The organism is Escherichia sp. F1 (genome assembly GCF_046764225.1).
GTDB classification, from domain to species: Bacteria; Pseudomonadota; Gammaproteobacteria; order Enterobacterales; family Enterobacteriaceae; genus Escherichia; species Escherichia coli.
The window spans coordinates 1242235-1264666 of record NZ_CP177202.1 but is presented as its reverse complement, the minus strand read 5'-3'; the positions used below and the strand labels follow the sequence as shown (position 1 = coordinate 1264666).

The window sequence follows — 22432 nt, the reverse complement described above, 5'->3', positions numbered from 1 at the left end:
ACTGAATTAAAAGATTTGTGGCAGTGTATTGAACAATCTGGCAATGTTTTCGCGGAATAATCACGCAATTAACTAAACAAGGTTTAGTGAAGATGAGAGCCTGCATTAATAATCAACAGATTCGCCACCATAACAAATGCGTGATTCTGGAACTGCTGTACCGGCAAAAGCGCGCCAATAAATCAACGCTGGCCCGGCTGGCGCAAATTTCGATTCCGGCAGTCAGTAATATTTTGCAGGAACTGGAAAGCGAAAAACGGGTGGTGAATATCGACGATGAAAGCCAGACGCGCGGGCATAGTAGCGGTACATGGCTGATTGCGCCGGAAGGTGACTGGACGCTGTGCCTGAACGTGACGCCCACCAGTATTGAGTGTCAGGTTGCTAATGCTTGTTTAAGTCCGAAAGGTGAATTTGAGTATTTACAGATTGATGCACCGACGCCGCAGGCGCTGCTGTCCGAAATCGAAAAATGCTGGCATCGCCACCGTAAATTGTGGCCGGACCGCACCATCAATCTGGCGCTGGCAATCCACGGTCAGGTTGATCCGGTGACTGGCGTGTCGCAAACCATGCCGCAAGCGCCGTGGACAACGCCGGTTGAGGTAAAATATCTGCTGGAAGAGAAGCTCGGCATTCGGGTGATGGTCGATAATGACTGCGTGATGCTGGCGCTGGCGGAAAAATGGCAAAATAATTCGCAGGAACGGGATTTCTGCGTGATCAACGTTGATTACGGCATTGGCTCGTCGTTCGTGATTAACGAGCAAATTTATCGCGGCAGTTTGTATGGTAGCGGACAGATTGGTCACACCATCGTTAATCCGGATGGCGTCGTCTGCGACTGCGGACGTTATGGCTGCCTGGAAACCGTCGCCTCGTTAAGTGCATTAAAAAAACAGGCGCGGGTATGGCTAAAATCACAACCGGTTAATACTCAGCTTGATCCGGAAAAACTGACTACAGCGCAGTTAATCACTGCCTGGCAGAGTGGAGAACCGTGGATCACCAGTTGGGTTGATCGCTCTGCCAATGCCATTGGTTTGAGTCTGTATAACTTCCTCAACATCCTCAATATTAATCAGATTTGGTTGTACGGTCGCAGTTGTGCCTTTGGTGAGCACTGGCTTAATACCATTATTCGCCAGACGGGATTTAACCCGTTCGACCGCGACGAAGGACCGAGCGTGAAAGCGACGAAAATTGGCTTTGGGCAATTAAGCCGCGCACAACAGGTGCTGGGGATTGGCTATTTGTATGTTGAGGCGCAGTTACGACAGATTTGATGGCGCGATAACGTAGAAAGGCTTCCCGAAGGAAGCCTTTTTTCAACAGATTAACCGTTTCGCTTATGCGTAAACCGGGTAACGTGCACAGATGTCGAGAACTTTACCTTTGATGCGCTCAATAACCGCTTCATCATTGATGCTGTCCAGCACGTCACACATCCAGCCAGCCAGTTCTTTCGCTTCGGCTTCTTTAAAGCCACGACGGGTAATCGCCGGAGTACCCACGCGAATACCGGAGGTCACAAACGGGCTCTTCGGATCGTTCGGTACGCTGTTTTTGTTAACGGTGATGTTAGCACGGCCCAGAGCGGCGTCTGCTTCTTTACCGGTCAGGTTTTTATCAACCAGATCAACCAGGAACAGGTGGTTATCAGTGCCGCCGGAAACCACTTTGTAGCCGCGTTCCAGGAACACTTCTACCATCGCTTTAGCGTTTTTCGCGACCTGCTGCTGGTAAGTTTTGAACTCAGGCTCCATCGCTTCTTTCAGAGCAACCGCTTTACCGGCGATTACGTGCATCAACGGACCGCCCTGACCACCAGGGAAAACGGCAGAGTTCAGTTTTTTGTACAGCTCTTCGCTACCACCTTTCGCCAGGATCAGGCCACCGCGCGGACCCGCCAGGGTTTTGTGAGTGGTGGTAGTAACAACGTGAGCATGAGGAACCGGGTTCGGGTAGACGCCAGCAGCAACCAGGCCCGCAACGTGCGCCATATCAACGAACAGGTAAGCACCGATGCTGTCAGCGATTTCACGCATTTTCGCCCAGTCAACCACGCCGGAATATGCAGAGAAGCCACCGATAATCATTTTCGGTTTGTGTTCTTTGGCTTGTTTTTCCAGATCGGCGTAGTCGATATGACCGCTAGCATCGATACCGTAAGGAACGATGTTGTACAGTTTACCGGAGAAGTTAACCGGAGAACCGTGAGTCAGGTGACCGCCATGCGCCAGGTTCATACCCAGAACGGTATCACCTGGTTCCAGCAGCGCGGTGTACACCGCAAAGTTAGCCTGGGAGCCGGAGTGCGGCTGGACGTTAGCGTAGTCAGCACCGAACAGTTCTTTCGCACGATCGATCGCCAGTTGTTCAACGATATCAACATACTCGCAACCGCCGTAGTAGCGTTTGCCCGGATAACCTTCAGCATATTTGTTGGTCAGCTGAGAACCCTGCGCCTGCATTACGCGCGGGCTGGTGTAGTTTTCGGAGGCGATCAGTTCGATGTGCTCTTCCTGACGTACTTTTTCCTGCTCCATAGCCTGCCACAGTTCGGCATCATAATCGGCAATGTTCATTTCACGCTTTAACATCCGCATCTCCTGACTCAGCTAACAATAAAATTTTTGGCCTTTATAGGCGGTCCTGTTGGACAACGGCGAACAGTATAACCGAATCATTGTGCGATAACAGGTCTTGACAAAGGAATTTACGCAAACGATTACCTTCAGGCTGCGCAAGGCTTTGGAGAATAAAGAGCTTGCAACCGGAAACGGATTTCTTTTCAGGTTTGCGATGCAAATTTTTCACTTCATCACATTCTTTCTGAAAAACACCAAAGAACCATTTACATTGCAGGGCTATTTTTTATAAGATGCATTTGAGATACATCAATTAAGATGCAAAAAAAGGAAGACCATATGCTTGACGCTCAAACCATCGCTACAGTAAAAGCCACCATCCCTTTACTGGTGGAAACGGGGCCAAAGTTAACCGCCCATTTCTACGACCGTATGTTTACTCATAACCCAGAACTCAAAGAAATTTTTAACATGAGTAACCAGCGTAATGGCGATCAACGTGAAGCCCTGTTTAACGCCATTGCCGCCTACGCCAGTAATATTGAAAACCTGCCTGCGCTGCTGCCAGCGGTAGAAAAAATCGCGCAGAAGCACACCAGTTTCCAGATCAAACCGGAACAGTACAACATCGTCGGCGAACACCTGTTGGCGACGCTGGACGAAATGTTCAGCCCGGGCCAGGAAGTGCTGGACGCATGGGGTAAAGCCTATGGCGTACTGGCTAATGTATTTATCAATCGCGAGGCGGAAATCTATAACGAAAACGCCAGCAAAGCCGGTGGCTGGGAAGGTACTCGCGATTTCCGCATTGTGGCTAAAACACCGCGCAGCGCGCTTATCACCAGCTTCGAACTGGAGCCGGTCGACGGTGGCGCAGTGGCAGAATACCGTCCGGGGCAATATCTCGGCGTCTGGCTGAAGCCGGAAGGTTTCCCGCATCAGGAAATTCGTCAGTACTCTTTGACTCGCAAACCGGATGGCAAAGGCTATCGTATTGCGGTGAAACGCGAAGAGGGTGGGCAGGTATCCAACTGGCTGCACAATCACGCCAATGTTGGCGATGTCGTGAAACTGGTCGCTCCAGCAGGTGATTTCTTTATGGCTGTCGCAGATGACACACCAGTGACGTTAATCTCTGCCGGTGTCGGTCAAACGCCAATGCTGGCAATGCTCGACACGCTGGCAAAAGCTGGCCACATAGCACAAGTGAACTGGTTCCATGCGGCAGAAAATGGCGATGTTCACGCCTTTGCCGATGAAGTTAAGGAACTGGGGCAAGCACTGCCGCGCTTTACCGCGCACACCTGGTATCGTCAGCCGAGCGAAGCCGATCGCGCTAAAGGTCAGTTTGATAGTGAAGGTCTGATGGATTTGAGCAAACTGGAAGGTGCGTTCAGCGATCCGACAATGCAGTTCTATCTCTGCGGCCCGGTTGGCTTCATGCAGTTTGCCGCGAAACAGTTAGTGGATCTGGGCGTGAAGCAGGAAAACATTCATTACGAATGCTTTGGCCCGCATAAGGTGCTGTGATTTGATGTTGCCGGATGGAAACATCCGGCAACCCTTGACGCGGTTTAAATTGCCGCGTCGTCTTCTTCACCGGTACGGATACGAATGACCCGTGCCACGTCAAAGACGAAGATTTTACCGTCACCGATTTTGCCGGTTTGCGCCGTGCGAATAATGGTATCAACACAGGTATCGACAATGTCGTCCGGTACGACAATCTCAATTTTCACCTTCGGCAGAAAATCCACCATATACTCCGCGCCGCGGTACAGCTCGGTATGGCCTTTCTGGCGGCCAAAACCTTTCACCTCAGTGACCGTCATGCCGGTAATGCCGACTTCAGCCAGTGCTTCGCGAACATCGTCCAGCTTGAAGGGTTTAATAATCGCATCAATCTTTTTCATGCTATTCCTTGAAAAGGTCGCCTGTCTTTTGATCTGCTAAACGTAACACATAACGCCAATTCATTCCTTGAAATCGTTTGCATCCAGCTCGTGTCGGGAAAGCAGTTTATAAAATTCTGTCCGGTTGCGCCCCGCCATTCTCGCCGCGTGGGTGACGTTGCCTTTGGTAATTTGCAGCAGCTTACGCAAATAGTTGAGTTCAAACTGATTACGTGCCTCAACAAAGGTTGGCAGCGCCGTATTTTCACCCTCCAGCGCCTGCTCCACCAGCGCATCACTAATCACCGGAGATGAGGTCAGCGCCACGCACTGTTCAATCACGTTGACCAACTGGCGCACATTACCCGGCCAGCTCGCGGTCATCAGGCGTTTCATCGCATCGGTGGAGAACGCGCGGACAAACGGTTTATGTCGCTCTGCCGCCTGGCGCAACAGGTGATTTGCCAGTAGCGGAATGTCTTCTGTGCGCTCCGCCAGTGCCGGAATTTTCAGGCTGACAACGTTGAGGCGGTAATAGAGGTCTTCACGGAATTCCCCGCGCGCCATCGCTTTTGGCAGGTCGCGGTGAGTGGCAGAAATAATCCGCACGTCGATATCAATATCGCGGTTACTGCCCAGCGGGCGCACTTTACGCTCCTGCAACACGCGCAGCAGTTTAACCTGCAACGGTGCGGGCATATCGCCAATCTCATCGAGAAATAGCGTACCGCCTTCCGCCGCCTGGAATAAACCTTCGCGATTGCTGACAGCGCCAGTAAACGCGCCACGCGCATGACCAAACAGCTCCGACTCCAGCAATTGCTCGGGCAATGCACCACAGTTAATAGCAATAAATGGTTTGCTATTGCGCGGGCTGGCGTTGTGGATAGCCTGGGCGAAAATCTCTTTCCCGGTGCCGCTCTGGCCATTAATCAAAACGCTGACGTCTGATTGCGCCACCAGCCGCGCCTGTTCCAGCAAACGCAGCATCAGCGGGCTGCGGGTGACAATCGCCTCGCGCCAACGTTCGTCGGTGGCTGGCGCGGATTGTTCCAGCGCATCGTCAATTGCCTGATATAGCGCGTCTTTATCGACAGGCTTGGTGAGGAAACTAAAAACGCCCTGCTGTGTTGCAGCAACGGCATCGGGAATAGAACCATGCGCGGTAAGAATAATTACCGGCATTCCCGGCTGCACTTTCTGGATTTCAGCAAACAGCTGCATACCATCCATTTCATCCATCCGCAGGTCGCTGATAACTAAATCTACTTTTTCGCGATTCAGTACCCGTAATCCTTCAGCACCACTTTCCGCCGTGACCACGCTGTAGCCTTCGCTGGTCAGGCGCAGGCCAAGCAGTTTCAGCAATCCCGGATCGTCATCGACCAATAATAAATGCGCAGGTTTATGGCTCATCAGGAGTGACCTCATGGGTGGATGGCGCGGGCTTTTCACTCTCGTGCGGCGTATCCGGCGAGAAATTTCCAGCCGGTTTGCGGGTCGAGAGCTGGCGTTCAATATCAGTCAGGTTTTCCAGCTTGCGGGTGGTGAGTTCCAGTTGCTGCTGTAGAACGTGATGTTGCTGGCGCAATGTATCCAGCTCGCTGTCGCTGGATTGCTGGAGTTTGCCGTAGCGTTGGCGCTCTTCCGCCAGTTGCAGTTGCAGCGCCTGACCGTCGCGCCAGAGTTGATACAGAGGGCGAACCTGTGCCGGGATCTCGGTACTTAGCGCATCAATGCGCGCGACCAGCTGGCGGCGCTCATACGGCGTAATTTTGGCGTCGGCGAGCAAAATCCCTTGTTTAAAGGTCTTTTGCCAGCTGCCGTCGTCATATTGGCGAGCTTGCTGACGCGACTGCGCAGGCATTAAACGATCAGCACAATCCATCGCCCGCAGCCAGTAAAGCGGATTGGTTTCGGTTGATTTACCTTGCAGCGCCCAGATGTCGCTACATTCGGTAGAAAGATAGTCAGCCAGTTGATAAACCGGAATTTTTTCTTCTGCTGGCGTATCAATGGCTGGTTTATTGTGACTCTGCACGCAACCCAGCAATGCCAGACATGGCAGCCCTGCCAGCCACAGCCGTCGGGGCAATAATCGTTGAAAAATGTGTCGCATATTCACCAGACTTAGCGCCTTTCCCAGTGGGCGTAATTGTTGCAGCAGTTTGGACATGGACAGCGCGGAGAAACCGGAGCGTACAAGTCGTACGTGAAGATTTCGAGCACTTCCGGGGCCAAACTGGCAAATAAAATAGCCTGATGGGATAGGCTGTTAGCATTATTTCGTGTTTTTCGACGACGGCAATTCAATGCGGAAACAAACGTCTTGCCCGCTCTCGTCGACCAGATACAGTTCCCCTTGCATACGGCGAATACAATCCCTGGCAATGCTTAATCCCAGACCGCTGCCCTTCACCGCCCCTTTTCGCTGGTGGCTTCCCTGAAAAAAGGGTTCAAAGATCATGGCGCGTTCCTCTTGCGGAATGGGTGTGCCTGTATTGATGACATCAATATAAACCCGCGCGCCATGTAAACTGCTGCGAAGGCAAATGTTACCGGATTCAGCCCCGTAGTGCACCGCATTGGAGTAAAGATTATCCAGTACGCTCATCAGCAGCATTGGCTCCGCCAGGCAAGCTGTTGCTTTGAGATCGACGTCGGTATGCATCATTTTAGCCCGTGCGGGCAGGCTATGAGCAGAAACCACCATTTCCACCAGTGGCGCTAACTCAACATTCTCCAGTTCCACCGCACCGTCCGCCTGTTTACGGTTGTAATCAAGCAGTTGTTCGATCAACTTTTGCAAATTGCGGCTGCTGCTATCAAGAATGCTCACCACCTCTTTTTGCTCTGGCGTAAGCGGCCCGACAACCTGGTCAGCCAGTAATTCAGTGCCCTCGCGCATACTCGCCAGCGGCGTTTTTAATTCATGAGATAAATGTCTTAAGAATTGATGGCGTTGGGATTCCAGCCATGACAGGCGCTCACTTAACCAAAGAATACGTTGCCCAACCGAGCGTAACTCGCTCGGTCCACTGAACGAGACGCTATTGCCCAGAGAACGCCCTTCCCCCAACCGGTTGATCATCCTCTCGATATTTTTTACCGGACCGATAATCATCCGCGTGAAAAGCAGTACCATCACCAGACTCACCAGAAATAGCACCAACGATTGCCAACCAAAATATTGCCCACGTTCGGCGATTTCACGCTGAAGCTGCTGCCCACGAGAGAACACCACTGTGCGCGTGGCCTGTACCATTTCGGTATTGGCACTGGCAAAGGCTTCAAGACGTGCGGCGGCGGCGGCATCGGGACCGCTGTTGTTACACTGAAGTTGAGCCAGATTGTTCAAATCCTGACGCAATGCCTGGTAAAGTTTATCGTCTGGCAGTACGCCTGCGTGGGCATCGAGCATTTCGCTGTAACGCTTGCGCTGGCTTTGATAAACCTTCGCCAGGGTTGGGTCGTCCAGCACGCAATACTGACGGTAACTACGCTCCATCTCCAGCGCCGCGTTGGTCATCGCTTCACTGCGCCGGGCATCAATAAGCGTAGTGCGGTTAACCAGCGCCGCCTGATCGCTAAGCGCATTCAGGCTTTGCCAGGCTTGCCATGCCAGCACCAACAGGGGCAGCAGAATCAGCAAAAATGCCAGCATTACCAGTTGTCGTAATGAGCGGGGAAAAACGGGCCAGCGTTTCAAGGTGTTACTCTCGTCAGACGCGAATAGCCTGATGCTAACCGAGGGGAAGTTCAGATACAACAAAGCCGGGAATTACCCGGCTTTGTTATGGAATAAGGCGGTGCCTAACTCGACGTTTCGCCCGATGGTTGATATAGCTACGCTGATATCAGAAGTTGGACGGCAGGCACCTTGTTGTGCGTCATTCGAATTTTATGTAGCACGTCCCGAAGGGGCTGACATAAGTCGGTGAATGAGCCACTGGTTACTATTATGCAGTAACTGTGCCAATAAAGAAAATAGTTTGGTAACGTACTGATTATACGCTGCTTTGAGGGATTTATGGCTTCTTCGCTATTTGAATGTAAATCAGCCACTGTGTCGCTAAAAAGAGACAACTTAAGATAAACTTATTAGATGCCATTAAAATCAATGAGTTAAGTGTCGCCAGAAAGCGACACGGTAAACCACCCATTGTCGTGATTTACAGACACAAAAAAGCTCCCGAAGTTGGGAGCTAATAATAGTGGTTGGTGCTTAATGCCGGATGCGGCGTGAATGCCTCATCCGGCTGCAAAACCAATGGGTTGACGGCTTACCCCAACTGCTTACGTGCATTGCGGAAAATACGCATCCACGGCCCATCCTCGCCCCAGTTTTCCGGATGCCAGGAGTTGCTGACAGTACGGAAAACACGTTCCGGGTGCGGCATCATAATGGTGACTCGACCACTTTCAGTCGTAACCGCCGTAATACCGTTCGGTGAACCGTTCGGGTTAGCCGGGTAGGTTTCAGTGACTTTACCGAAGTTATCGACATAGCGCAGTGCCACCAGCCCTTTGCTTTCCAGTGCCGCCAGATGCGCCGCATCACGCACTTCCACGCGCCCTTCACCATGAGAGACAGCAATCGGCATTTGCGAGCCCACCATCCCCTGCAACAGCAGAGACGGGCTTTGGGTTACTTCAACCAGGCTGAAACGCGCTTCAAAGCGATCGGAGGTATTGCGCACAAAACGTGGCCACAACTCACTACCTGGGATCAGTTCGCGCAGATTAGACATCATCTGGCAACCGTTACATACCCCCAGCGCCAGCGTTTGCGGACGATGGAAGAAGGTTGCAAACTCATCGCGTACACGGTCATTGAACAGGATAGACTTCGCCCAACCTTCACCGGCACCCAGCACATCACCGTAGGAGAAACCACCGCACGCGACCAGGGCGTGGAAATCCTCCAGGCCCGTACGTCCAGCCAGCAGGTCGCTCATATGCACGTCGATAGCATCGAAGCCTGCACGGTGGAAAGCTGCCGCCATTTCAACATGCGAGTTCACGCCCTGCTCACGCAGCACAGCAACTTTCGGACGTGCGCCAGTGGCAATATACGGTGCTGCCACATCTTCGTTGATATCGAACGACAGTTTTACATTCAGGCCCGGATCGGCGTCGTTTGATTTCGCCTGGTGCTCCTGGTCGGCACACTCCGGGTTGTCACGCAGGCGCTGCATCTGCCAGGTAGTTTCTGCCCACCAGACACGCAACGTGGTGCGGCTTTCGCTGAATACAGTCTGCCCGTTGGCGGTAATCACAAAACGGTCACCGGAAACCGCCTGCCCAACATAATGGACGCAATCAGCAAGCCCATGCTGTGCCAGTACCGCTTCAACTGCTTCACGGTCAGCGGCACGAACCTGAATCACCGCACCCAGTTCTTCGTTAAACAACGCCGCCAGGCGATCGTCACCCAGAGTGGCGATATCCGCGTCAATGCCGCAATGACCAGCAAAGGCCATTTCCGCCAGCGTTACCAGCAGGCCGCCATCAGAGCGGTCGTGGTACGCGAGCAGCTTACGCTGTGCTACCAGCGCCTGAACCGCGTCATAGAAACCTTTCAGTTGCGCGACGTCGCGTACATCTGCCGGTTTGTCGCCAAGCTGACGATAAACCTGCGCCAGCGCCGTTGCGCCCAGCGCGTTATTGCCTTTGCCCAGATCAATCAGCAGTAATGCGTTATCTTCGGTAGAAAGCTGCGGCGTGATGGTGTGACGCACATCTTCCACGCGGGCAAATGCAGAAATCACCAGCGACAGCGGCGACGTCATTTCGCGCTCTTCGTTACCTTCCTGCCAGCGGGTTTTCATCGACATAGAGTCTTTACCCACCGGGATCGTCAGGCCCAGCGCCGGACAAAGTTCTTCGCCCACAGCTTTAACGGCTTCATACAGGCCCGCATCTTCACCAGGGTGGCCTGCCGCCGCCATCCAGTTGGCGGAAAGTTTAATGCGTTTGATATCGCCAATCTGTGTTGCGGCAATATTGGTTAACGCTTCACCGACCGCCAGACGGGCAGAGGCAGCGAAATCCAGCAGCGCAACCGGCGCACGCTCGCCAATTGCCATCGCTTCGCCATAGTAGCTGTCGAGGCTGGCGGTAGTGACCGCGCAGTTAGCGACCGGCACCTGCCACGGACCCACCATCTGATCGCGCGCCACCATGCCGGTTACGCTGCGGTCGCCAATGGTCACCAGGAAAGTTTTCTCTGCCACGGTCGGCAGGTGCAGCACGCGTTTCACCGCGTCAGCAATAGTAATCCCTTCACGAACCAACGCATCGCCCTTCGCTTTCAGCGTTTGTACTTCGCGGGTCATCTTCGGCGTTTTACCAAGCAGTACGTCCAGCGGCAGATCGATCGGCTGATTATCAAAATGACGATCGTGCAAAGAAAGATGCAGTTCTTCGGTCGCTTCACCAATCACCGCGTATGGCGCGCGCTCACGCTTACACAGTTCGTCAAACAGCGGTAACTGATCGGCAGCAACCGCCAGCACGTAGCGTTCCTGGGATTCGTTACACCAGATTTCCAGCGGGCTCATGCCCGGTTCGTCGCTCAGGATATCGCGCAGTTCAAATTTACCGCCGCGCCCGCCGTCGCTCACCAGTTCCGGCATGGCGTTAGAAAGACCGCCAGCGCCGACGTCGTGGATAAACAGGATTGGGTTGGCATCACCAAGCTGCCAGCAACGGTCGATCACTTCCTGGCAGCGACGCTCCATCTCCGGGTTGTCGCGCTGTACGGAAGCAAAGTCGAGGTCGGCATCAGACTGACCTGACGCCATGGAAGACGCCGCGCCGCCGCCAAGACCGATGTTCATTGCTGGGCCGCCGAGAACGACCAGCTTCGCACCAACGTTGATCTCGCCTTTTTGTACGTGATCGGCGCGAATGTTGCCGATCCCGCCCGCCAGCATGATCGGTTTGTGATAACCGCGCAGCTCTTCGCCATTGTGGCTATTCACTTTTTCTTCATAAGTACGGAAGTAGCCGTTCAGTGCCGGACGACCAAATTCGTTGTTAAATGCCGCGCCACCCAGCGGGCCTTCGGTCATGATGTCCAGCGCGGTGACAATGCGCTCAGGCTTACCGAAATCTTCTTCCCACGGTTGTTCGAAGCCAGGAATTCGCAGGTTGGACACGGAGAAACCGACCAGACCAGCTTTCGGCTTCGCGCCGCGCCCGGTGGCACCTTCATCGCGGATTTCACCGCCGGAACCGGTCGCCGCGCCCGGCCACGGAGAAATCGCCGTCGGGTGGTTGTGAGTTTCGACTTTCATCAGAATATGCGCCGGTTCCTGATGGAAATCGTAGCGGCCCGTTTCGTGGTCAGCAAAGTAGCGGCCCACTTCAGAACCTTCCATTACGGCGGCGTTATCTTTATAAGCAGAGAGAACGTGATCCGGCGTGGTTTCGAAGGTGTTTTTGATCATCTTAAACAGCGATTTCGGCTGCTGTTCACCATCGATAACCCAGTCGGCGTTAAAAATTTTGTGGCGGCAGTGCTCGGAGTTCGCCTGGGCAAACATATACAGTTCGATGTCGTTCGGGTTACGACCAAGCTTTGTGAAAGCATCCTGCAAATAGTCAATTTCATCTTCCGCCAGTGCCAGGCCAAGACGCAGGTTAGCGTCGATTAGCGCCTGACGGCCCTGCCCCAGCAAATCAACGCTGGTGACCGGAGTCGGTTGATGGTGTGCAAACAGCTGCTCTGCATCATCTAAAGCAAAAAAGACCGTTTCCATCATGCGGTCGTGCAGTTCAGCGGTAACCTGCTGCCATTGTTCATTGGTCAGCGTACCGGCTTCTATATAGTAAGCCACGCCGCGCTCAAGACGGTTTACCTGTTGCAGCCCGCAGTTATGGGCAATATCGGTCGCTTTCGAAGACCAGGGAGAGATGGTGCCAGGACGCGGGGTCACCAGCAGGAGTTTGCCTTGCGGGGCGTGGCTGGCGAGTGCCGGGCCATATTTCAGCAGGCGTTCAAGTTGTGCGTGCTCATCATCGTTTAACGGCGCATTGAGGTCAGCAAAATGGACATACTCGGCGTAAATAGTGTGAACCGGGAGCCTGGCAGCCTGAAAACGTGCCAGCAGTTTGTTGATTCGGAATGCCGACAATGCAGGCGAACCACGCAGAATTTCCATCATAAGTCTCTCGTCTTCTAAGCTTTCGGTGTACCCAAGGGGGGGAAACGGGCGTCATTATAAAGAATCTGATGCGCTGACGAAACCGTTTGCGTGGAAATAAAATCACCATCGCGAATTAGCAACGCGTGCCGCCAATGGCTGTAATAAGTTGCCAACTGGCGCAGGTTTACGCAAAATGCCGCTCATTTATGAGTAAACCTTTCACTATTATTACGTTTTTTCAAGCTGGGACGCGCACGACACAGAGAATTAACTAATTGAAAAAATTAAAGATTAATTATCTGTTCATCGGCATTCTGGCACTGCTGCTCGCGGTCGCTCTCTGGCCATCCATTCCCTGGTTTGGTAAAGCCGACAACCGTATCGCCGCCATTCAAGCGCGGGGAGAGTTGCGTGTGAGCACCATTCATACTCCCCTGACTTATAACGAAATCAACGGGAAACCTTTTGGCCTGGATTACGAACTGGCGAAACAGTTTGCCGATTACCTCGGCGTAAAACTGAAAGTGACCGTGCGGCAGAATATCAGCCAGCTGGTTGACGACCTCGATAATGGTAACGCCGACCTGCTGGCGGCAGGACTGGTCTATAACAGCGAAAGGGTTAAAAATTATCAGCCAGGCCCGACCTACTACTCCGTTTCACAACAACTGGTTTATAAAGTGGGTCAGTATCGCCCACGTACGCTGGGCAACCTGACGGCGGAGCAACTCACCGTTGCACCGGGTCATGTGGTGGTTAACGATCTCCAGACCCTGAAAGAAACAAAATTCCCGGAATTAAGCTGGAAGGTTGACGACAAAAAAGGCTCTGCGGAATTAATGGAAGATGTCATCGAAGGAAAACTCGATTACACCATTGCTGATTCTGTTGCCATTAGCCTGTTTCAGCGCGTTCATCCGGAACTCGCCGTAGCGCTCGACATTACCGATGAACAACCGGTGACCTGGTTTAGCCCATTAGATGGCGATAATACCCTTTCCGCCGCTCTGCTCGATTTCTTCAACGAAATGAATGAAGACGGTACTCTGGCACGCATTGAAGAGAAATACCTGGGGCATGGCGATGATTTTGATTACGTCGATACGCGCACATTTTTACGCGCCGTCGATGCGGTACTGCCGCAGTTAAAGCCCCTGTTTGAGAAATACGCCGAAGAAATTGACTGGCGTTTGCTGGCCGCTATTGCTTATCAGGAATCGCACTGGGATGCGCAGGCCACTTCACCGACGGGTGTGCGCGGCATGATGATGCTAACCAAAAATACCGCGCAAAGCCTCGGCATTACGGATCGTACCGATGCCGAACAGAGCATCAGCGGCGGCGTGCGTTATTTGCAGGATATGATGAGTAAAGTGCCGGAAAGTGTGCCGGAGAACGAACGGATTTGGTTTGCCCTCGCCGCGTACAATATGGGCTATGCGCATATGCTGGATGCCCGCGCCCTGACGGCAAAAACCAAAGGTAATCCTGACAGTTGGGCTGACGTAAAACAGCGTCTGCCTTTACTTAGCCAGAAACCCTATTACAGCAAGCTGACTTACGGCTACGCTCGTGGGCATGAAGCCTACGCTTATGTCGAAAATATTCGTAAGTATCAGATTAGCCTGGTGGGTTATCTGCAGGAGAAAGAGAAGCAGGCTACAGAAGCGGCGATGCAACTGGCGCAGGATTATCCGGCGGTATCGCCTACGGAGTTGGGCAAAGAGAAATTTCCTTTTCTCTCGTTTCTTTCCCAGTCGTCATCAAACTATTTGACCCACTCTCCCTCTCTGCTGTTTTCCAGGAAAGGGAGTGAAGAGAAACAAAATTAATCCGTCGAGGATTGCGCTTTTTTCTGCGCTTTAATTTCCTGGCGGCGCATGCGAAAGAAGTCACTGAGCAACGCCGCGCACTCATCCGCCAGTATTCCTTCGGTAATTTCCACTCGGTGATTCATACCCGGATGATGCAGCACATCCATTAAAGATCCCGCAGCGCCAGTTTTCGCGTCACGCGCACCAAAGACCACGCGACCAATGCGACTGTGGATCATCGCTCCGGCACACATTACACAGGGTTCAAGCGTGACATACAACGTGGCGTCGATCAGACGATAATTTTGCATCACCAGACCGCCCTGCCGCAGAGCCATGATTTCTGCATGTGCGGTGGGATCATGTCGACCAATCGGACGGTTCCAGCCTTCGCCAATAACACGATTGTTATGCACTAATACCGCGCCGACCGGCACTTCCCGCTCATCCCAGGCACGCTTTGCCAGCGTCAGCGCGTGACGCATCCAGTATTCGTGGCTAAATTCGACTTCAGACAAAAAGAAAACTCCGGTTATAAAAGCGCGGCGCATTATACACGGACGCTATGCTTTACTCTATTCCAGTTGCTGGAGTTCACCGCGCGGGGTTACTCGCCAACGATGCTGACAGAAATAAAGCAGCGGGTTGTCCTGATTACTGTCGCTATAGCCACTGTGCAACCGCAGTGGCGTGCCGATTTTACGCTCCAGTTGCGCGACCTTCTCATGCCCGAGGCAACGCATCGTCAATACCCAACCACCATAGCCACGCTGAATCTGACTGGCGATAAGATTAACCCGCGGCAGCCAGGGAGTATCGAAATAAACCGCTTCAACCAGCGGCTGCGGAGAGCCGGTAATCAACCAGATATCAGCATCGGAACTTAACAGGTAGGTGGTTAATCGCTCCTGAACCAGCGGAAAGGCGGTAACATTGTCACGAAACCAGCGTACGAAATCGGCCTGCAACGCCTGCAAACGCGCTTCATTGTGACCAAAAGTGCATCCCCACAGAAGCAGACTCATCGGCCAGCGTGCCGCACGACCTTTTATCAATAACGCAATGGCTATGATCGGCAACAACGGCATGACAAGCAATGCATTCAGCGGTTGGCGACGCAGTAAATAACGCAAAAAACTGCCGAACATATCCTGCTGATGCAATGTTCCATCTAAGTCAAAAAACACCACACGACGCTCGTGAGTTGCCAAACCATACTCCTCTGGACTGAAACATCCTGATTAATTTTCGCTACTACATAGCCTAACAGATAGATCATCACTTTTCCGGCAACAATCGACCGCATCATGGCTAACTGGAATTTTTAATTCATGGAAATTAGCGGCAATGGAATATAAAATTCACTCGCGTTTGTCTCATATTGCCTGTTGTCGCCACTATTTCATCGCGAGGAAAGATATGAACGGCTTACTTCGTATCCGTCAGCGTTACCAGGGGCTTGCCCAGAGTGATAAAAAACTGGCGGATTATCTGCTGCTACAACCTGATACGGCGCGCCATTTAAGCTCTCAGCAACTGGCCAACGAAGCCGGAGTCAGTCAGTCCAGCGTCGTGAAGTTCGCGCAAAAACTCGGCTATAAAGGTTTTCCGGCACTTAAGTTGGCGTTGAGTGAAGCGCTGGCAAGCCAGCCGGAATCTCCCTCCGTGCCCATTCATAACCAAATCCGCGGTGATGATCCGTTACGGCTGGTCGGCGAAAAACTGATTAAAGAAAATACTGCCGCCATGTACGCAACGCTAAACGTTAATAGTGAAGAGAAGTTGCATGAGTGCGTGGCAATGTTGCGCTCTGCGCGGCGGATAATTCTGACCGGTATTGGCGCTTCGGGTCTGGTGGCGCAAAACTTTGCCTGGAAGCTGATGAAGATTGGCTTCAATGCTGCCGCAGTGCGCGATATGCATGCGCTACTCGCAACAGTACAGGCGTCGTCCCCTGACGATCTGTTATTAGCCATTTCCTACACCGGTGTACGACGCGAGTTAAACCTGGCGGCAGATGAGATGCTGCGAGTGGGCGGAAAAGTGCTGGCGATTACCGGCTTTACTCCCAATGCCCTGCAACAGCGCGCTTCTCATTGCCTGTATACCATTGCCGAAGAACAAGCGACAAACAGTGCTTCAATCTCTGCTTGTCACGCGCAGGGAATGTTAACGGATTTGCTGTTCATTGCGCTGATTCAGCAGGATCTGGAACTGGCACCAGAACGTATTCGTCATAGTGAAGCGCTGGTGAAAAAACTGGTCTGAGTAAAGAATGCGCGTATAATGCCCGCCCGGTTTGTGTTGTTTTGAGAGTTTCCTTATGGCGCTGTTAATCACTAAAAAATGCATCAATTGTGATATGTGTGAACCCGAATGCCCGAATGAGGCGATTTCAATGGGCGATCATATCTACGAGATTAACAGCGATAAGTGTACCGAGTGCGTAGGGCACTACGAGACACCAACCTGCCAGAAGGTGTGCCCGATCCCCAATACTATTGTGAAAGATCCGCAACATGTCGAGACGGAAGAACAATTGTGGGATAAATTTGTGCTGATGCACCACGCGGATAAAATTTAATATTCTGCTCCTGGAGTAGACTATTGTTGACTTTATAGTGTGAGCCTTCAGGTTCTTATATTTATTTTCGTGATGTTATCATAAATATCAATTATTTCATGAATGATAACACTATCTGTATAAGCACTTATTTATAATTATTAAAGGCGCGCCTGGCTGGTTAACCTGACGCGCCTTAAGTACGTTTCCTTATGTTATAAGAACAGAAGGATCAGCTGTAAAACAGCAATGATGATTTTGATGACCCGTTTAATCAGGTATCGGCAATCAGTCATTCGTTTTTCCTTAAACAAGGAATGCAGCCGTTCAGATTAGCCCTTACATCTCCCCAAAACTGAACGTGCGAGTTATTGGAATCGAGTGCTGCACTCCACACCAGAGCTTTGACGACACCACTCGTTTCAATGGGGGAATTCAGTGGCATGGTGTAAAGCACAGCAAAATTGCCAATAACGAAACCGATTTTAATGTACTTATCAAAAAGCGGTCACGTTAATCTTTTTATCAATGTCGATTTCTTCGTAAAGGCTCGCGTTTTTTATGTCAGAGATTGCAAGTTGCTTGTACAGGATAACGAAATTGATCCATAATCATTTCTGTTGGAATCGTGTGCTGCACAAAATTAAAGTTGTAAAGTGAAAACCCCCGTTCCTTACCAGTTCGGGGGTTTTACTTTATAAAGAGAACGGTATTTTTTTAACTTTCAATAATTACCGTGGCACAAGCATAGTGGCGTTCATCTGCCAGCGTTACATGCATATTTACAACGCCGAGCTTTTCCGCCAGTTTTAATGCCTCACCCCATAGCCGTAGCCGTGGTTTGCCGAGCTCATCGTTAAATACTTCAAATTGATTAAACGCCAGACCATTGCGGATCCCGGTGCCAAACGCTTTTGCCGCCGCTTCTTTCACAGCAAAACGCTTCGCCAGAAAACGCACCGGCTGGTGGTGCGTTTTCCAGATTGCCCATTCGTTATCGCTTAATACGCGGCGTGCCAGGCGCTCACCGGATCGGGCGATCACCGCTTCTATGCGAGCGATCTCCACAATATCCGTACCTAAACCTAATATTGCCATTAGCCACGCGCTTCCAGCATCAGACGCTTCATTTCTGCCACCGCATCTTTCAGTCCGGTCATCACTGCACGACCAATAATGGCATGACCGATATTCAGTTCATGCATCTCAGGGATGGCAGCAATAGCTTTCACGTTGTGATAGGTCAGACCGTGACCAGCGTTAACTTTCAGACCGAGACTAGCGGCAAAGGTCGCGGCTTTGGCGATACGCGCCAGCTCTTGCGCCTGTTCGGCGTCAGTTTTGGCATCAGCATAGCAACCTGTGTGGATCTCGATAAACGGTGCACCAACCTCTGCCGCAGCTTTGATCTGCTCTTCATCGGCGTCGATAAAGAGAGAAACCTGGATCCCGGCATCTGCCAGACGTTTGCAGGCATCGCGCATTTTTTCACGCTGCCCTGCGACGTCCAGGCCGCCTTCGGTTGTTACTTCCTGACGCTTTTCAGGTACCAGGCAGCAAAAATGCGGCTTTGTTTCAACGGCGATCGCCAGCATCTCTTCGGTCACCGCCATCTCCAGATTCATGCGGGTATCCAGCGTCTGACGCAGGATGCGCACATCACGGTCAGTAATGTGGCGGCGATCTTCACGTAAATGCACGGTAATGCCGTCCGCTCCCGCCTGCTCAGCAATAAACGCCGCCTGCACCGGATCCGGGTAAGCAGTACCGCGTGCGTTACGCAGCGTTGCAATATGGTCAATGTTGACGCCTAACAGTAATTCAGCCATGACAATCCTCATCATTCATAATGTGTTTTCACCGTTCGCTTAGGCATAAACTGCCGGAACAGTTCCCTGCTCTTTAATGGTTTACCGCCAAGATACGGCTTAAGCGCCATGCGGGTAAAGCGTTTCGCGGCGCGCAGTGTGTCTGCGTCAGGAAATTCCCGCGCGTTTAACGCTTTTAACTGCCTTCCGGTGAACGTTTTATTGTCGATAACGACGCTTGCGATAAACCCTTTTTCTTCGCGATAACGATACGTCATGGTGTCATCTACCGGCTCGCCGCTACCCGCACAATGGGTAAAATTGACGCCATAGCCCAGATGCCCGAGCAGTGCCAGTTCAAAGCGGCGCAGCGCGGGTTCTGGCGTACCAGTGACCCCGGCAAGAGACTGAATGCAGTGCAAGTAATCGAAAAAGAGTTCAGAGAAGCGCGTCTCGTATTCCAGTACGCGGGAGAGAAGTTCGTTGATGTACAGACCGCTGTAAAGCGTGATACCGCTTAATGGCAGCGCCAGCGAGACGGCTTCAGCACTGCGCAGCGTTTTGACTTCGCCACGCCCGCCGAAACGTAGCAAGAGAGGGGTGAAAGGCTGTAATGCACCTTTCAGAGTAGAGCGTTTAGAGCGTGCGCCTTTGGCAACCAGACGCACGCGACCCGATTCCTCCGTGAAGACGTCCAGCATCAGGCTGGTTTCGCTCCACGGGCGACTATGCAGGACAAATGCGCGCTGCCAGCCTTCCATCGGAGTTACTCTTAAAGATCGTCAACGTAACCGAGACTGCGTAGTGCGCGTTCGTCGTCGGCCCAACCGGATTTCACTTTTACCCACAGCTCAAGGTGAACAGGCGCTTCAAACATTTCCTGCATGTCTTTACGCGCTTCAATCCCGATAGTTTTGATCTTGGCCCCTTTGTTGCCAATGACCATCTTCTTCTGCCCTTCACGCTCAACGAGAATCAAACCGTTGATATCATAACCACCGCGCTCGTTAGAGACGAAACGTTCGATCTCCACGGTCACGGAGTACGGCAGTTCAGCGCCGAGGAAACGCATCAGTTTTTCGCGGATGATTTCAGACGCCATAAAACGCTGTGAGCGATCGGTGATGTAATCTTCCGGGAAGTGATGAGTCGCTTCAGGCAGATGCTTACGCACGATTGCCGCAATAGTATCAACATTCAACCCGGTTTCGGCAGAGATCGGCACGATATCGAGGAAGTTCATTTGGCTTGCCAGGAACTGTAAGTGCGGCAGCAGATCGGCTTTTTCCTGCACGTTATCCACTTTGTTCACCGCGAGGATTACCGGCGCTTTGCCATCGCGCAGTTTGTTGAGCACCATTTCATCGTCCGGCGTCCAGCGGGTGCCTTCTACGACAAAAATCACCAGCTCAACGTCGCCGATAGAGCTGCTCGCCGCTTTGTTCATCAGGCGGTTAATGGCGCGTTTTTCTTCCATATGCAGGCCAGGGGTATCAACGTAGATCGCCTGATACGCGCCTTCAGTATGGATCCCCACAATGCGGTGACGAGTTGTTTGCGCCTTGCGGGAGGTAATGGAGATCTTCTGCCCCAGCAGTTTGTTCAACAATGTGGATTTGCCAACGTTCGGACGTCCGACGATAGCAATAAATCCGCAGTAACTTTTATCGATGCTCATTCCAGCTCCAGTTTTTTCAACGCCTGTTCGGCGGCAGCCTGCTCAGCCTTACGACGGCTTGAACCTGTGCCAACCACCGGTTCACTCAGGCCGCTGACCTGGCAGTGGATAGTAAATTCCTGATCGTGCGCTTCGCCACGTACCTGGACTACCAGATAAGTCGGCAGCGGCAGATGGCGACCCTGCAAATATTCTTGCAAGCGCGTTTTCGGATCTTTTTGTTTATCGCCTGGGCTAATTTCGTCCAAACGAGTTTGATACCAGTTGAGGATTAATTTCTCGACGGTTTGAATATCACTGTCGAGGAATACGCCACCAATTAATGCTTCGACGGTGTCGGCGAGAATTGACTCACGACGAAATCCACCGCTTTTAAGTTCACCTGGCCCTAAACGTAAGCACTCGCCTAACTCAAATTCGCGCGCCAGTTCCGCCAGCGTATTGCCACGGACCAGCGTGGCGCGCATCCGGCTCATATCGCCTTCATCCACACGAGGGAAACGGTGATAAAGCGCATTGGCGATAACGTAGCTCAGAATAGAGTCGCCTAAAAATTCTAAACGCTCGTTATGTTTGCTGCTGGCACTACGATGGGTTAATGCCTGCTGCAACAGTTCCTGATGATTAAAAGTGTAGCCCAGCTTCCGTTGAAGCCGATTAATTACGATGGGGTTCATGCGATACCAATAAATAAATGCGTCAACAATTCAGCACACGAAACAGACCTGATATACATGGCTCTGCTAACTGCTTCGCTGCAGTTTCAGTTTACCGGTATATGGGGACCAACGCTGTTTCGTGTGCCGTGGCAACCTGGAGGTGCCAACCTTAAACTTCGGGGGAATATTCTATACACAACGACGGGGGATGTCGTTAGCCACGGGAGATTTATCTCATAAATAATTCACGTTGTCGCCATAACGGCGACAACGTGAACGAAGATGGGCTATTAATGGATGCCGCCAATGCGACTTAAGCGCACACCTGTCGGCCATTCGCCTTCTTGCTTATCGAAGCTCATCCAGATAGCCGTTGCCCGACCGACCAGATTCGCTTCCGGCACAAAGCCCCAGTAACGGCTGTCCGCGCTGTTGTCGCGGTTGTCACCCATCATGAAGTATTGTCCCGGAGGAACAATCCAGGTTGCCAGTTGTTGCCCTGGCTGCTGGTAATACATCCCCACCTGATCCTGCGCAATCGGCACTGTCAGAATGCGGTGCGTCACATCACCCAGTGTCTCTTTACGCTCGGAAAGACGAATTCCATTTTCTTTGGTTTCGTTTTTCGGCACTTCAAAGAATCCGCTGGTCGCTTCCCCACCATTACGGCGTGAGAAGGTCTGAACGAAATCGCTCGGTTCCACGTTTGAGTAGGTGACCGGCAGCGCGTTTTCACACGCCTGGCCGGAACTGCATCCCGGTTGAATCGTCAGCTCTTTTGAGACCGGATCGTAAGTGACTTTATCGCCCGGTAAACCCACCGCGCGCTTGATGTAATCAAGCTTTGGATCTTCCGGATATTTAAAGACCACGATATCGCCGCGTTTCGGATGACCGGTTTCGATCAGCGTTTTCTGGTAGATAGGATCTTTAATGCCATAAGCAAACTTCTCTACCAGAATAAAATCACCGATTAACAGAGTCGGCATCATCGAACCTGACGGGATCTGGAACGGTTCATAAATAAACGAACGCACAATCAATACGATAGCCAGTACCGGAAAAACAGAAGCACCGGTTTCCAGCCAGCCAGGCTTCGGCGCAACCTTTTTCAACGTTGCTTTATCCAGTGAGTCACCGGCAGCCGCCTGCGCCGCTGCCTGACGTTCCCGCCGTTTAGGTGCGAAAAAGAATTTATCCACGCACCATAAAATGCCCGTCACTAGTGTGGCAATCACCAGAATCAGGGCAAACATATTCGCCATGCCAACTCC

At 52.0% G+C, this 22432-nt stretch carries 20 protein-coding genes; 5 read left to right on the top strand and 15 right to left on the bottom strand.

Going from position 1 to position 22432, the window contains the following annotated elements; all coding sequences use genetic code 11:
• Positions 1-92 precede the first annotated feature (92 nt).
• Positions 93-1286 carry an ROK family protein gene (locus ACK8NJ_RS06065; RefSeq protein ID WP_407228029.1) on the top strand — a complete coding sequence of 398 codons (1194 nt, stop codon included), beginning with the start codon at positions 93-95 and terminating at the stop codon, positions 1284-1286.
• A gap of 63 nt (positions 1287-1349) precedes the next feature.
• Here ACK8NJ_RS06065 and glyA read toward each other — a convergent pair whose 3' ends face one another.
• On the bottom strand, positions 1350-2603 hold the full coding sequence (gene glyA, locus ACK8NJ_RS06060) for a serine hydroxymethyltransferase (RefSeq protein WP_000919149.1): 1254 nt from the start codon (positions 2601-2603) through the stop codon (positions 1350-1352).
• Positions 2604-2930: 327 nt separating this feature from the next.
• Between glyA and hmpA the strand changes: the two genes are divergently transcribed.
• A complete protein-coding gene (hmpA, locus tag ACK8NJ_RS06055; RefSeq protein WP_407228028.1) occupies positions 2931-4121 on the top strand; it encodes an NO-inducible flavohemoprotein in 1191 nt (396 codons plus the stop codon).
• 44 nt (positions 4122-4165) lie between these two features.
• On the opposite strand, the gene glnB is transcribed toward hmpA, so the two are convergent.
• The 5 genes from glnB to purL all read right to left on the bottom strand — a co-directional run bounded on the left by glnB (position 4166) and on the right by purL (position 12654).
• The gene (gene glnB, locus ACK8NJ_RS06050) at positions 4166-4504 is read right to left on the bottom strand and encodes a nitrogen regulatory protein P-II (RefSeq protein ID WP_000717694.1); all 339 of its coding nucleotides are present in this window, start codon (positions 4502-4504) and stop codon (positions 4166-4168) included.
• 60 nt (positions 4505-4564) lie between these two features.
• The gene (glrR, locus tag ACK8NJ_RS06045; protein WP_001298983.1) at positions 4565-5899 is read right to left on the bottom strand and encodes a two-component system response regulator GlrR; all 1335 of its coding nucleotides are present in this window, start codon (positions 5897-5899) and stop codon (positions 4565-4567) included.
• Positions 5889-6602 carry a two-component system QseEF-associated lipoprotein QseG gene (gene qseG / locus ACK8NJ_RS06040; RefSeq protein ID WP_001215884.1) on the bottom strand — a complete coding sequence of 238 codons (714 nt, stop codon included), beginning with the start codon at positions 6600-6602 and terminating at the stop codon, positions 5889-5891. Before qseG ends, glrR begins: the two co-directional genes overlap by 11 nt.
• Positions 6603-6764: 162 nt before the next feature.
• Complete coding sequence (gene qseE / locus ACK8NJ_RS06035; RefSeq protein WP_019843105.1) at positions 6765-8192, bottom strand: two component system sensor histidine kinase QseE/GlrK; 1428 nt, start codon at positions 8190-8192, stop codon at positions 6765-6767.
• A gap of 574 nt (positions 8193-8766) precedes the next feature.
• A complete protein-coding gene (purL, locus tag ACK8NJ_RS06030) occupies positions 8767-12654 on the bottom strand; it encodes a phosphoribosylformylglycinamidine synthase (protein ID WP_000970168.1) in 3888 nt (1295 codons plus the stop codon).
• A gap of 257 nt (positions 12655-12911) precedes the next feature.
• On the opposite strand from purL, the gene mltF reads away from it, so the two are divergent.
• Entirely contained in the window at positions 12912-14468 is a 1557-nt protein-coding gene (gene mltF / locus ACK8NJ_RS06025; RefSeq protein WP_411962245.1) for a membrane-bound lytic murein transglycosylase MltF, read from the top strand.
• Here mltF and tadA read toward each other — a convergent pair.
• Entirely contained in the window at positions 14465-14968 is a 504-nt protein-coding gene (tadA, locus tag ACK8NJ_RS06020) for a tRNA adenosine(34) deaminase TadA (protein ID WP_001297409.1), read from the bottom strand. The genes mltF and tadA overlap by 4 nt on opposite strands.
• A gap of 57 nt (positions 14969-15025) precedes the next feature.
• Positions 15026-15661, bottom strand: a complete 636-nt coding sequence (yfhb, locus tag ACK8NJ_RS06015; RefSeq protein ID WP_411962244.1) for a phosphatidylglycerophosphatase C — start codon at positions 15659-15661, stop codon at positions 15026-15028.
• Between the two features lie 208 nt (positions 15662-15869).
• Between yfhb and ACK8NJ_RS06010 the strand changes: the two genes are divergently transcribed.
• Positions 15870-16718 (top strand): MurR/RpiR family transcriptional regulator, encoded by an 849-nt coding sequence (locus ACK8NJ_RS06010; RefSeq protein WP_001296301.1) that lies wholly within the window; start codon positions 15870-15872, stop codon positions 16716-16718.
• Positions 16719-16773: 55 nt separating this feature from the next.
• Entirely contained in the window at positions 16774-17034 is a 261-nt protein-coding gene (gene yfhL, locus ACK8NJ_RS06005) for a 4Fe-4S dicluster ferredoxin YfhL (RefSeq protein ID WP_001196285.1), read from the top strand.
• A gap of 194 nt (positions 17035-17228) precedes the next feature.
• Here the strand turns inward: yfhL and shoB are convergent, their stop codons facing one another.
• The 7 genes from shoB to lepB all read right to left on the bottom strand — a co-directional run bounded on the left by shoB (position 17229) and on the right by lepB (position 22423).
• The gene (gene shoB, locus ACK8NJ_RS06000) at positions 17229-17309 is read right to left on the bottom strand and encodes a type I toxin-antitoxin system toxin ShoB (RefSeq protein WP_000128776.1); all 81 of its coding nucleotides are present in this window, start codon (positions 17307-17309) and stop codon (positions 17229-17231) included.
• A 421-nt stretch (positions 17310-17730) separates the two neighbouring features.
• Positions 17731-18111, bottom strand: coding sequence for a holo-ACP synthase (gene acpS, locus ACK8NJ_RS05995; RefSeq protein ID WP_000986029.1), 381 nt, complete (start codon positions 18109-18111; stop codon positions 17731-17733).
• On the bottom strand, positions 18111-18842 hold the full coding sequence (gene pdxJ, locus ACK8NJ_RS05990; RefSeq protein ID WP_001295365.1) for a pyridoxine 5'-phosphate synthase: 732 nt from the start codon (positions 18840-18842) through the stop codon (positions 18111-18113). Before pdxJ ends, acpS begins: the two co-directional genes overlap by 1 nt.
• Before the next feature lie 11 nt (positions 18843-18853).
• Positions 18854-19582 (bottom strand): DNA repair protein RecO, encoded by a 729-nt coding sequence (gene recO / locus ACK8NJ_RS05985; protein ID WP_000399404.1) that lies wholly within the window; start codon positions 19580-19582, stop codon positions 18854-18856.
• Between the two features lie 11 nt (positions 19583-19593).
• Positions 19594-20499 (bottom strand): GTPase Era, encoded by a 906-nt coding sequence (era, locus tag ACK8NJ_RS05980; RefSeq protein ID WP_000020737.1) that lies wholly within the window; start codon positions 20497-20499, stop codon positions 19594-19596.
• Positions 20496-21176 (bottom strand): ribonuclease III, encoded by a 681-nt coding sequence (gene rnc / locus ACK8NJ_RS05975; protein ID WP_001068343.1) that lies wholly within the window; start codon positions 21174-21176, stop codon positions 20496-20498. The genes era and rnc overlap by 4 nt, the downstream gene beginning before the upstream one ends.
• Before the next feature lie 272 nt (positions 21177-21448).
• Complete coding sequence (gene lepB, locus ACK8NJ_RS05970) at positions 21449-22423, bottom strand: signal peptidase I (protein WP_000002542.1); 975 nt, start codon at positions 22421-22423, stop codon at positions 21449-21451.
• Positions 22424-22432: the final 9 nt, after the last annotated feature.

Coding starts and splice junctions, on each gene's coding strand:
- glrR (WP_001298983.1), bottom strand. CDS start 5,899: ATGAGCCATAAACCTGCGCATTTATTATTGGTCGATGACGATCCGGGA.
- hmpA (WP_407228028.1), top strand. CDS start 2,931: ATGCTTGACGCTCAAACCATCGCTACAGTAAAAGCCACCATCCCTTTA.
- ACK8NJ_RS06065 (WP_407228029.1), top strand. CDS start 93: ATGAGAGCCTGCATTAATAATCAACAGATTCGCCACCATAACAAATGC.
- lepB (WP_000002542.1), bottom strand. CDS start 22,423: ATGGCGAATATGTTTGCCCTGATTCTGGTGATTGCCACACTAGTGACG.
- pdxJ (WP_001295365.1), bottom strand. CDS start 18,842: ATGGCTGAATTACTGTTAGGCGTCAACATTGACCATATTGCAACGCTG.
- glnB (WP_000717694.1), bottom strand. CDS start 4,504: ATGAAAAAGATTGATGCGATTATTAAACCCTTCAAGCTGGACGATGTT.
- purL (WP_000970168.1), bottom strand. CDS start 12,654: ATGATGGAAATTCTGCGTGGTTCGCCTGCATTGTCGGCATTCCGAATC.
- shoB (WP_000128776.1), bottom strand. CDS start 17,309: ATGACTGATTGCCGATACCTGATTAAACGGGTCATCAAAATCATCATT.
- ACK8NJ_RS06010 (WP_001296301.1), top strand. CDS start 15,870: ATGAACGGCTTACTTCGTATCCGTCAGCGTTACCAGGGGCTTGCCCAG.
- era (WP_000020737.1), bottom strand. CDS start 20,499: ATGAGCATCGATAAAAGTTACTGCGGATTTATTGCTATCGTCGGACGT.
- yfhL (WP_001196285.1), top strand. CDS start 16,774: ATGGCGCTGTTAATCACTAAAAAATGCATCAATTGTGATATGTGTGAA.
- recO (WP_000399404.1), bottom strand. CDS start 19,582: ATGGAAGGCTGGCAGCGCGCATTTGTCCTGCATAGTCGCCCGTGGAGC.
- acpS (WP_000986029.1), bottom strand. CDS start 18,111: ATGGCAATATTAGGTTTAGGTACGGATATTGTGGAGATCGCTCGCATA.
- rnc (WP_001068343.1), bottom strand. CDS start 21,176: ATGAACCCCATCGTAATTAATCGGCTTCAACGGAAGCTGGGCTACACT.
- glyA (WP_000919149.1), bottom strand. CDS start 2,603: ATGTTAAAGCGTGAAATGAACATTGCCGATTATGATGCCGAACTGTGG.
- qseG (WP_001215884.1), bottom strand. CDS start 6,602: ATGCGACACATTTTTCAACGATTATTGCCCCGACGGCTGTGGCTGGCA.